The 11,317-nt window shown below is 67.5% G+C and carries 9 protein-coding genes; 8 read left to right on the forward strand and 1 reads right to left on the reverse strand.

Going from position 1 to position 11,317, the window contains the following annotated elements; all coding sequences use genetic code 11:
- The first annotated feature begins 3 nt into the window (after window positions 1-3).
- The 8 genes from WFH23_RS09695 to WFH23_RS09730 all read left to right on the forward strand — a co-directional run bounded on the left by WFH23_RS09695 (window position 4) and on the right by WFH23_RS09730 (window position 9,927).
- Window positions 4-1,110 carry an NAD(P)-dependent oxidoreductase gene (locus tag WFH23_RS09695; RefSeq protein ID WP_336662364.1) on the forward strand — a complete coding sequence of 369 codons (1,107 nt, stop codon included), beginning with the start codon at window positions 4-6 and terminating at the stop codon, window positions 1,108-1,110.
- Between the two features lie 68 nt (window positions 1,111-1,178).
- Window positions 1,179-2,606 carry a xylulokinase gene (locus tag WFH23_RS09700; RefSeq protein WP_336662365.1) on the forward strand — a complete coding sequence of 476 codons (1,428 nt, stop codon included), beginning with the start codon at window positions 1,179-1,181 and terminating at the stop codon, window positions 2,604-2,606.
- A 483-nt stretch (window positions 2,607-3,089) separates the two neighbouring features.
- On the forward strand, window positions 3,090-4,343 hold the full coding sequence (locus WFH23_RS09705) for a hypothetical protein (protein WP_090146056.1): 1,254 nt from the start codon (window positions 3,090-3,092) through the stop codon (window positions 4,341-4,343).
- A gap of 44 nt (window positions 4,344-4,387) precedes the next feature.
- Window positions 4,388-5,398, forward strand: coding sequence for an aldose 1-epimerase family protein (locus WFH23_RS09710; RefSeq protein ID WP_336662366.1), 1,011 nt, complete (start codon window positions 4,388-4,390; stop codon window positions 5,396-5,398).
- Window positions 5,395-6,888, forward strand: a complete 1,494-nt coding sequence (locus tag WFH23_RS09715; RefSeq protein ID WP_336662367.1) for a sugar ABC transporter ATP-binding protein — start codon at window positions 5,395-5,397, stop codon at window positions 6,886-6,888. The genes WFH23_RS09710 and WFH23_RS09715 overlap by 4 nt, the downstream gene beginning before the upstream one ends.
- A complete protein-coding gene (locus WFH23_RS09720; RefSeq protein WP_090146063.1) occupies window positions 6,885-7,892 on the forward strand; it encodes an ABC transporter permease in 1,008 nt (335 codons plus the stop codon). Before WFH23_RS09715 ends, WFH23_RS09720 begins: the two co-directional genes overlap by 4 nt.
- A complete protein-coding gene (locus WFH23_RS09725; RefSeq protein WP_211649805.1) occupies window positions 7,889-8,944 on the forward strand; it encodes an ABC transporter permease in 1,056 nt (351 codons plus the stop codon). Before WFH23_RS09720 ends, WFH23_RS09725 begins: the two co-directional genes overlap by 4 nt.
- Entirely contained in the window at window positions 8,941-9,927 is a 987-nt protein-coding gene (locus WFH23_RS09730) for a sugar ABC transporter substrate-binding protein (protein ID WP_090146067.1), read from the forward strand. Before WFH23_RS09725 ends, WFH23_RS09730 begins: the two co-directional genes overlap by 4 nt.
- A 78-nt stretch (window positions 9,928-10,005) precedes the next feature.
- On the opposite strand, the gene WFH23_RS09735 is transcribed toward WFH23_RS09730, so the two are convergent.
- Complete coding sequence (locus WFH23_RS09735; protein WP_090146070.1) at window positions 10,006-11,007, reverse strand: LacI family DNA-binding transcriptional regulator; 1,002 nt, start codon at window positions 11,005-11,007, stop codon at window positions 10,006-10,008.
- Between the last annotated feature and the right edge of the window lie 310 nt (window positions 11,008-11,317).

An 11,317-nucleotide genomic window follows, 5' to 3' on the forward strand; every position in this document is an offset into this window, starting at 1 on the left:
CACATGACACGCATTCTTGCGGCCGGAGACTTGTTCATCCGGTCGACCCGTCTTCGCAGCGCGATCGAACTCGCCCTGAGCGGGGCTGGGGGCCCGGGATCCGAGATCGAGGTGAGGGAGATCGAGTTCCCGTGGCCCGACGCGCCGTTCGGGCGAGTGGGAGAGGTCGACGAGGCCTCCGGGACGGAGGAGGAACTCATCGAAGCGCTCGACGGGGTCACCGCCATCGCCACGCAGCTCGCGCCGCTCACGGAACGCGTACTCGCGGCCTGCCCAGACCTGCGTCTGATCGCGGTCTCGCGCGGCGGCCCGACGAACGTGAACCTCGACGCCGCGCGGGCCCGCGGAGTCGCCGTCGCGAACGTCCCGGGACGCAACGGCATCTCCACCGCAGAGATGACGATCGGGCTCGCGCTCGCGCTCCTCCGCCGCATCCCGCTCTCGCACAACACGCTGCTGTCTCACGAGTGGCGGGGAGAGTTCTATCGGCATGAGGAGGTCGGCGGCGAGGTCAAGGGATCGACCATCGGGCTCCTCGGCGCAGGCGCCGTGGGCGGGCACGTCGCAGGTGTCTTCGCAGCAATGGGAGCCGACGTGCTTGTCTACGATCCGTACGTGCAATCAGGATCACTGGGCTCCGGCGTGCGGTCGGCGCCCAGCATCGAGGACGTCTTCGCGCAATCGGATCTCGTATCCGTGCACGCGCGACTCTCTCCCGAGACGACCCATATGGTCAATGCCGAACGGCTCGCACTCATGCGCCCGGGTTCGCGTCTCGTAAACGCCGCGAGGGGCGGCCTCGTCGATTACGACGCCGTTGCCGATGCCGTGGAGCGTGGGCACCTGGCGGGCGCCGCGTTCGACGTCTTCCCCGAAGAACCGGTCGACTTCACGCACCGCATCTTCGGCCTGGCGGCCGCAGGGCACGACATCGTCTTCACCCCGCACATCGCCGGAGCGAGCCGTGAGACCGCGGATCGCGCGGCAGACGGCGTGGCGGAGGAGATACGCCGGTATCTTTCGGGCGAACCGCTGCTGCACCCGCTCGTCGAGGCGCCGTCCCCCACTATCACCCGAACCGCGCCGAGCCCGACCGCGCTGGGGCGGTAGCCTACTCTGGCCCGTGCTGGGCAGGGCACGACCGTCACCGGACCCTTCGACGAAGAGGAACTCACCCCATGACCCAACTGCTGCTCGGCATCGATGTCGGTACGAGTTCGGTGAAAGTGGTCGCGACGGATCGGGCTGGCACGCTCGTCGCCGATGCGTCGCAGCGATACCCGACCGCGACCGCGGGCGCGGCCGCCGAGCAGGATGCGACGGCGTGGTGGGAGGCGGTCTGCGCGTTGACGCGGCAGGTCGTCGCCGGAAGAACGGTACTGGCGGTCGCCGTCACCGCGCAGGCTCCGACACTCGTGCCCGTGGATCGGAGCGGATCGCCGACGTGTGCGGCGCTCACGTGGCTCGACCGGCGGGCGACGGCCGAAGCTGAGCGGATCGCGGAGATCGTTCCCCATTCGCGCAACGGCGCGGATCCCTTCTTCGGCACCGCGAAGCTGCCGTGGCTCGCCGCGCACCGGCCCGAGGCGCTCGCCGCCGCGGAGCATGTGCTGTCTGCGAACGGCTTCATCGTGCGCCGTCTCAGCGGCGTCGCCGTGCTCGACGACACGACGGCCGCACTCATGCAGGGGTTCGACGACGAAACCGGTGCCTTCGACGCGGCGCTGCTCAGTGCCGAAGACTCGCTCGCATATCTGCCGCCCATCGTGGCCGCACGAGCGATCGTCGGCACCGTCACACTCGAGGCAGCCCAGGCGACCGGCATCACCGCGGGGGCGAGCGTCGTCGCCGGAGGCATCGACTCGATCGGTTCAGCACTCGAAGCCGGCGTAGTCGAGGTCGGCGGTCCGCTCGTCGATATGACGGGGTTCTCGAGCGTTACGATTCTCGCGGTACCGCGCGGCACACGCGTTCCCGGTTTCATCCACACGCGGCACTGCGTGGCGGACGTCGATCTGCTCATCACGGCGCAGGTCACCGCGGGCGCCACCATCGACTGGGTGAACGGCCTCGAACGCGCAACGGACCTGCGCGAAGACGCCGTGCTCCTGCAGCTGCCGAGACCCGGCGAGCTCACCATGGTGACGAGCCTCGCCGGCGAGCGCACGCCGGGGTGGAATCCGCACTCCCGCGGAGTGATCGACGGCATATCGCTCGCGACGACCGCCTCTGATCTGATGCTCGCCGCGATGGAGGGCAACGCCCTCGCCCTGGCTCGCGACATCGCGACGGTTCGCGAGGCGGGGTTCCCGATCGATCGCGTCGTATCGACTGGCGGCGGGTCGGCATCGCGCGCCTGGTCGCAGATCAAGGCCGATGTGCTGGGGGTGCGCGTCGATCATCCCGCGAGCGGGCACGGTGCGGCGCAGGGGGCGGCCATGCTTGCAGGAATCGCGACGGGCGCGATCGACTCGCTCGACGCGATCCGCTCGCACGGTCGTGAACTCGAGGCGAGCTTCACGCCGGACCCCCTGTTGACAGCGGCCTATGCGGAACGGACTGCTCACTTCGCGACGCTCAGCGCCCTGAACGACCGCCGCCGCTGAGCCGCGCGAATCGACGCGCCCTCTGCCCCGTCGCGGTGACCCTGCCACCACCGACCCCGGCCAACTTCCAGCGGGGTCACTTTGGGAGGGTGTCGCGGTCGGATACCAGCATGACACCCTCCCAAAGTGACCCGGTTCGCTTGGCGGCCCGGTTCGCTTGGCGGCCCGGTTCGCTTGGCGGCGGCGGCGGCGCCGCTCGCTCGGCGGCGCCGCGCGGTCGATCGGAGCGGGCCAGCGGTGCGTCGTGCGCGCCGGTCGACCGCTTCATTGATCCATTTCGGCATCCACGGCCCGGGAATGCGTCGGGAGCGCGAGCGCCCGTGTCGAGCGATCGCGCAGCGCTGCAGGGAGCTCCGGGGTAACGATTCCGTATCGGCCCCACCGCCTATTGTGCCGCGCGAAACAATTTGGTAGTTTCAATGAAACCTTCTTGGTTCAATGAACCAGAGAAGCGCACGCAGCATCACCACAAAGGAGTGAGTAATGGCACAGGCCGGTCCATACGCGGGAGTCACGAGTTCTGAAGCCGCGATCGAACGCGCGATGAACGATGCGAACGGCGTGCTGCGTCTCGCTCCCGCTTGGGTGCCGCGCGCGTTCTGCACCCCGGGTCGGCGTATCCGGCTGCACCCAGACGACTACTTCCCGCTGGGCAAGGAGCGCGGCGGCATCGATGAGCGTTGGTTGGCGAGTGCGATCCGGGCCGAGAACGGGCCGCGCACCGACCCGTTCGAAGGTCTCAGCCTCGTGCGCGATCCCGACGGCGGGGTGATCCCGCTCGATGAACTCATCGCGCACGCGAAGGGCGATGCCATCGGTGCGCTGTGGGCGTCGCACGGCCTCTGGCCGATGTACTCGAAGTTCTTCGACAACGAGTTCCCGCTGCCGTTCCACATCCATCACCGCGATGAACACGCCGCCCTCGTCGGCAAGCCCGGCAAGCCAGAGGCCTATTACTTCCCGCCGCAGATGAACAACCATGGCGGACAGTTCCCGTACACGTTCTTCGGGCTTCACCCGGAGGTCACGAAAGAGCAGCTCCGCGACAAACTCGAGGCCTTCCTCCGCGGCGGCGACAACCGGATCACCGACCTGTCCAAGGCGTATCGCATCACCCCTGGCACCGGATGGGACGTGCCCGCAGGTGTCCTGCACGCACCGGCCAGCATGTGCACCTACGAGCCTCAGGCGGCGTGCGATGTGTTCGCGATGACCGAGTCGTGGTCGAACAATCGCGAGGTTCCGGACGAACTGATGTGGAAGGACGTGCCCGCGAGCAATGTCGGCGACCTGGACTTCATCGTCGATCTCGCGGACTGGGACCTGAACATCGACGCCGACTTCTGGAGTCACCGCTTCACTCCGCCGGTCGAGACAGTCGAAAGCCGCGCCGGGTCGCCTGAGTACACGGAGCGCTGGATCACCTACCGCGCGACTGCGTTCAGCGCCAAGGAACTCACCGTCGCTCCGGGCGGGTCCGTCACCGTGGGCGACCGGGACGCGCACGGACTCATCGCGGTCGCCGGGCACGGCAGCATCGGCGGGCAGCACATCGCGGCGATCTCGAGCATCCGATATGGGCAGTTCTCGAGCGATGAGTTCTTCATCACGGCGGGCGCCGCATCGGGCGGGGTGCAGGTGGTCAACACGTCGACGACCGACGATCTGGTCATTCTGAAGCACTTCGGGCCGGGCAATCAGCAGCTCGCGAGCGAACGCGTCGAGCTGGGACTCTAACGATGTCCGCTCAACCGAAGCTGTACGGCCGGACACTCGCGGAGGTGAGGCGTCGCACCGGCTCGCTCCATCAGATCGCCCGCATCGATCAATTCGACGAGACGCAGGGCGCGGCTCGGGGCGCTCGTCGCATCGTGCTCACCTCGGGTGGCGGGCTGACGGTCGAGCTGCACCCCGATCGCGCACTCGACATCGGCGCGGTGGCGTACCGGGGCGTCCCGATCGCCTGGCACTCTCCCACCGGATTCGCCGATCCCGGCCTCACCGTGGATTCGGGGACCGAGTGGCTCCGCACGTTCGGAGGCGGACTGCTCGCGACCTGCGGGCTCGACTCGTACGGCCCCGCGAGCACGGTAGCGGGAGTCGAGTACCCGATGCACGGCCGAATCGGTTCGACGCCGTCGGTCGTCACTCGGGCGCAGGTGAGCGACGCCGAACTCGTGGTGGAAGCGGAGGTGCGTCAGGCCAGCGTCTTCGGAGACAACCTGCTGCTCACCCGCCGCATCACCGTACCGCTCGGCGGGGCGTCGATCGTGGTGGAGGATCGCGTGACCAACGAAGGGTCGGCGGCGGCCGGGCACATGGTGCTCTACCACGCGAATCTCGGGTGGCCTCTGCTCGACGACGGCTCGGTGCTCGAGGTGCCGTCGGTCTCGGTGTCCCCTCGTGACGCTGACGCGGAACACGGACTCTCGCAGTGGTTCGAGGTCACCGGGCCGGTTCCGGGGTACGCCGAACAGGTGTTCAAGCACGATTTCACCGGGCAGGGGATCGCGGAGGTGTCGCTCGACAACCCCACGCGCGATGTCCGCGTCGCCGTGCGGTTCGACACCGCCTCGCTGCCGGCGCTGCACCAGTGGAAGATGCTGGGAGAAGGGCATTACGTACTCGGGCTCGAACCGACGAACGTCGACTGGAGCCGCGGCCGTGCCGCCGCGAGCGAGGCCGGCGTCCTGCCGATGCTCGCCGCTGGGGAGAGCGCGGACTATCGTCTCGAATTTCACTGCGGAGCGAGCCGGGTCGGCAGCTCACCCGAGTCAGGAGGATCCGCATGACCGTCGCACTGGAGATGCGCGGCATCTCGAAATCGTTCCCCGGCATCCGGGCACTCGCGGATGTCGATCTGGTCGCCAGAGCCGGTGAGGTGCACGCGATCGTCGGCGAGAACGGCGCAGGGAAATCGACGCTGATGAAGATCCTCGCCGGTGTGTATCAGCCGGATGCTGGCTCCATCGTCCTCGGAGGCTCAGAAGCCCGGATCGCCGGACCCATCGACGCGCGAAAGCGCGGTATCGGGATGGTCTACCAGGAGCTGAATCTCGTGCCGGATCTGACGGTCGCGGAGAACATCATGCTCGGCGCGACCCCTGCCCGGTTCGGCTTCGTGCGTCGTCGGGCCCTCTCCGATGCCGCGTCTGCCGTGCTCGACGCCTTCAACGCTCGGATCGATCCCTCGGCGCTTCTCGGGTCGCTCACCGTGAGCCAGCAGCAGATCGTCGAGATCGCGAAGGCATACGCGCAGCACCCGAGCATCATCGTGCTCGACGAACCCACATCGTCACTGAGCGAGCACGAAGCACAGGCGCTCTTCCACATCGTGCGCCGAATGCGCGCCGATGGAATCGCGATCATCTACATCAGTCACCGGCTTCGCGAGGTGTTGGATCTCGCCGACCAGGTCACGGTGCTGCGCGACGGTCAGCAGATCGACACCCGGGCTTCGGACGGATTGACGGCGGGGGAGATGATCCGCCTGATGGTGGGTCGGGATCTCACCGATATCTTCCCGAAACGCGTCGTCCCGATCGGGGACGTCGTGCTCGAGGTCGACGGGCTCACGCGAGCCGGAGCATTCTCCGACGTGACGCTGAACGTTCGCGCAGGAGAGATCGTGGGTCTGGCGGGCCTCGTCGGGGCGGGGCGCACGGAAGTCGCGCGGGCCGTGTTCGGTCTGGATCGTGCGCAGGCGGGCGCCGTGCGCGTCGATGGAGCCGAGCTGGTCGCGCGCACACCGGCGCAGGGAGTCGCTGCGGGCATCGCGTACGTGCCAGAGGATCGGAAGCGCGACGGCATCGTGCCCTCCGCATCCATCAAAGACAATGTTTCGCTCCCCGTGCTGCGGAGCCTCTCGACCGCGGGATGGATCTCCCGCTCGCGCGAACGGGACCTGGTGCGCGAGCAGGTCGAGACGCTCGGGGTCTCACCGCCGGTCATCGAACGCGCCGTCGACACCCTGAGCGGCGGCAACCAGCAGAAGGTGGTGATCGCGAAATGGCTCGCCGCTCGACCCCGAGTGCTCATCCTCGATGAGCCGACGCGCGGGGTGGACGTCGGCGCGAAGGCAGACATCCACGCGATCATCGGCGAGCTCGCCGCCGCTGGCACCGCGATTCTGCTCATCTCGTCTGAGCTGCCAGAGGTGCTCGCGGTGAGCGACCGGATATACGTGCTCAGTGAGGGGCGCGTGACGGCTGAACTGGATCGAACCGAAGCCGACGAGGCCACCGTGATGCTCGCGGCAACGGGAGAGGCGGCGCACGCATGACCGATACGAAACTCGATACGACGATCACGGGGGTGCCGGGCACGAGCCGGGTCACCCGCGCCAATCTGGGGGCGCGCCTCGGTCCGGTGATCGGAATGCCCGTCGGCATCGTGCTGCTCCTCGTGATCGGCACGCTGCTCTCCGACCGGTTCTTCTCGGTGGGCAATCTGGTCAACGTGCTGATCAACATCTCGATACTCGGCGTGATCGTGGTGGGTATGACGTTCGTCTTCATCACGCGCGGCTTGGCCGATCTCTCGGTCCCGGCCACCGTGGCCGTCGGCGCGATTCTCACCCTCGGCCTCCAACCGGCCATCGGCACCTTCGCGGCAGCGCTCGTCGGGATTCTGGCGGCGTGCGGCGCCGGGGTCGTGAGCGGCATCCTGATCGGGTATGCGCGCATCAACCCCGTGATCACGACACTCGGCGTCAGCACCATCGTGCTCGGCATCGCGCAGTGGAGCGTCGGCGGGGTCATCGTGTACGGCTCCGACGCCGACGCCCAGGCTTTCGTGAACAGTCGGGTGTTCGGGATCCCGGTGATCGTCATCATCTTCGTGATCGTCGCAGTCATCGGCCATCTGGTGCTCTCGCGAACGACGCTCGGTCGCTGGGTCTATGCGGCGGGAAGCAATCCTGACGCCACGCGGGCGAGTGCGGTGCCGCTTGCACGAACCCGGGCGTCCGCGTTCGTCATGACCGCCGGGCTGAGCGGGCTTGCGGGCGCGCTGCTCGGGATCACCCTGCAGACGGCGAGGCCCGCGATCGGGGTCGGCTACGAGTTCGACGCGATCACGGCCGTTGTCGTCGGCGGTATCAGTCTGCTCGGCGGGTCGGGCAGCATTCCTCGAGCGATCGGCGGACTCCTGTTCGTCGCCCTGCTCAACAACATACTGGTGCTGCAGGGCGTACCCACGGCGGTCCAGGGGATCGCGAAGGGCTTGCTCATCGTCGGCGCCGTCTCGCTCGACATCTACCTCCGTCGGAAGGGAGGCCGCTCATGAGCGCGGTATCACCGTTGCGTGGCGGATGGAGTCTCGCGTTGCTCGGATTGGTGCGCTACCGCGTCATCGTGATCCTGATCGCGACACTCGTCATCGCCGCCACATTCGTCCCCGGGTTCTTCGAAGCTCGAACGCTCAGCCTCGGCATCGATCGCGTGGCGACCATGGGACTCATCGCGATCGGACTGACGGTCGTGCTGATCGCCGGCCAACTGGACCTCTCCGGGGGCGCGATCCTTGCGCTGTCCGGTATCGCGGCAGTCGGTCTCCAAGAATCCATGGGTCAGGTTCCCGCGGCCATCGCCGGCCTCGGCATCGGACTGCTCGCCGGCTGCTGCAACGGGGTGCTGGTGGTGCTGCTCCGGATCAACTCCCTCGTCGCGACACTCGCCTCGATGCTGCTATTCCGCGCGGTGTGCCACCTCATCACCGATTCGCGGCCCGTCAGCGGCATCGATCCGTTCTTCGGGATTCCTCTGACGCAGCCGGTCCTCGGCACGCTCTCCACGCGCGTCTTCATCTTCGTCGTGCTCATTCTCCTGCTGCATGTCTGGCTGACGCGGATGGTCTCAGGGCGAAACCTGTTCGCGGTCGGCAGCAACGCGACGAGTGCGGCGGCGAGCGGCATCCGGTCGCGCTGGTACCTCTTCGGAGCATTCGCCTTCAGCGGTCTGATGGCCGGTCTCGCAGGGGTGACGTTCGGCATCGCCTCCAATACGGGGTCCCCGGTCTTCGGCGACACGATCGTGCTCACCGCCATCGCCGCGGTGGTCATCGGAGGAACCCGGCTCGAGGGAGGCGTCGGTTCGGCCCTCGGCACACTCGGCGGGTTGCTCACCCTCGCCGCTCTGACGACCGCCATGGAGTACCAGAGCATCCCCGCGTATGTGCAGGACATCGTGACCGGTGCCATCCTGCTCCTCCTCATCCTGCTCGACCGTCTGACCCACGCGAAGCGTGGCACTGATGTATCACCTACCGCACTGCTGCGGCGCCTCTCACCGAAGAGGGATGTCGCCCGTCAACACGAAACCGAAAGGACACCCGCATGATCAAGAAGGTATTCCTCGGAGGGACCGCGTTCGCCGCGGCACTCCTCCTCGCCTCCTGCTCGACTTCAGGAGCCGATTCCGCCGCCGAGTCACCCGACGCCGAAGCCGGTGCAGGGGCGGAGATCTGCTACATCACCGCCGCCGAGTCGCACGCGTACGCCACTCCCGCGAACGAGGCGTTTCAAGCTGCAGCGGACGAGGCGGGGGCGAAAGTCACCATGCTGAGCCAGGATTTCGATGTCCAGACCGGCACTGAGCAGCTGACGACGTGCATCGGACGCAGCCCCGATGGGATCGTGCTGTGGCCGCTGGATCCGCAGGCGTACATCCCGGGGCTCATCCAGGCGCAGACGGCGGGCATTCCGGTCGTGCTGATCAACTCGCCGATGGACGACGAGGCGCTCGAGCTGGTGGAGAGTTTCACCGGCCCCGACGTCTACGAGGAGGGAGTGCTCTCGGCGGACGCCATGGATGAGGCGCTCGGCGGCGAGGGCGGGGTCGTCATCATCGCCGGCCAGGCCGGCAACGGCACGAGTATCGGACGCACCGACGGATTCACGGAGCAGCTCGAGAAGATCGGCTCGGACATCGAGGTGCTGCAGACCGTCAACGCCGACTTCGATCAGCAGAAGGCGCTCGTCGCGAGCCGAGATCTGATCACCCGCTTCGGGGACGATATCGACGGCGTCTACGCGAACGACGACACGATGGCGCGCGGCTTCATCGACGCGTGGGCCGAAGCGGGCAAGGATCCTGCGGAGATTCCGCCGATCGTCGGTATCAACGGCCAGCAGGACGCGTTCGAGTCGATTCGCGACGGTCAATTCTACGCGACCATCGTGCAGTCGCCGGTCGAGGACGGCAAGCTCGCGCTCGAGACGATCGTCCAGGCCGCGGCGGGCGAGACCGTTGAGAATCGCATCCCCATTCCGCTGACGGTCGTCACTGCGGAGAACGTCGAAGACGTCGAACCCGCGTTCTAGGTCCACCCGCCGAGAGGCACGGAACGGGCCCCGCGTTGTGCAGCGGGGCCCGTTCCTGTGCTGCGAGACCGCTCCCGATCAGGTGGAGGAGCGCACGACCAGTTCGGGAGCGAGCACGATGTGGTTGGCCTGCGGAAGCGGGCCCGGCCGGTCGATGAGTTGGATCATCATCTCGACCGCCGTGCGGCCCAACCGCTCTCTGGGCTGTGCGACGGTCGTGAGCGGTACCGCTCCGATCGATGCCCACTCGATGTCGTCGTAACCGACCACGGCGATGTCGTCGGGAACGCGCAAGCCGCAGCGCACGAGCTCCTGGATGAGGCCGAGCGCGAGCATGTCGTTCGCGCAGAGCACCGCGCTCGGGCGTTTGTCGTGCGGGCGCGCTGCGAGGGCCGCGCCGAGGCGCCGGCCCTCGTCCACGGTCCACGATGCCGTGGTCACGACTTCGAGGGTGATGTCTCCGTCCGATTGATGCACGACCTCGCGAGCGCCCTCGTACCGCGACCTCACCTTGGGGGAGCGGTGCGGGTGCCCGAGGAACGCGATGCGCCGGTGCCCACGCGAGACCAGGTGCCGAGCGCCCAGCCGTCCGCCTTCGCGGTCATCGATCACCACCGACCAGACGTCGCGGTCGTCGCCCACGCGGTCCACGAAGACCATCGGCACGCCGCGATCCTTCAGCATGTCGAGGCGGGAGCTGCGCTCGTCCACTGGAGAGATGATGATGCCCTGCACGCGCTGCTGCACGAGCAGGTCGAGATTCTGGGACTCCAACTGCGGATCGTACGAGCTGTTGCAGAGCACCACTCCGAGGTCACGCTCCCGGCACACCGCTTCGGCGCCGAGTGCGACATCCACGAAGAACGGGTTTCCGAGTTCGGCGACGGTGATGCCGATGGTTCGCGTGCGGCCGGGGCGGAACTGACGCGATCGCTGATCGGGGATGAAGTCGAGCTCGGAGATGGCGCGCTGCACCCGTTCACGAGTGTCGGCGCGCACGTACGAGGGGCGGTTGAGCACGTTGCTCACGGTTCCCGAGGACACTCCTGCGAGGCGGGCGACGTCTCGAATAGTCGCCACGGGCTACCGCCCGGTGCAGTGAAGAGGATGGTTCATTGAACGATCCTATCGCGAGACGCGCAGCTGTTCGCCCAGAGCTCGCCATCGCCGCCAAAACCCTCGGTACCCGCGTCACCCAATCACCCACCCCAACACCCGCAGCGGGGTCACTTTGGGAGTGTGTCGCGGTCGAAAACACAGCAACACGCTCCCAAAGTGACCCCGCTCGCAGATGGGGAGGGGTGGGGATGGAGGGGGCGGGGAGGCGGTTACGCGCCCCAGCTCGCCTGAGCGCCGCCGACGCGGTCGGCGTTGATCTTCGCCTGGTAGC

It is taken from the genome of Leucobacter sp. USHLN154, from assembly GCF_037145595.1.
Lineage (GTDB): Bacteria > Actinomycetota > Actinomycetes > Actinomycetales > Microbacteriaceae > Leucobacter > Leucobacter alluvii.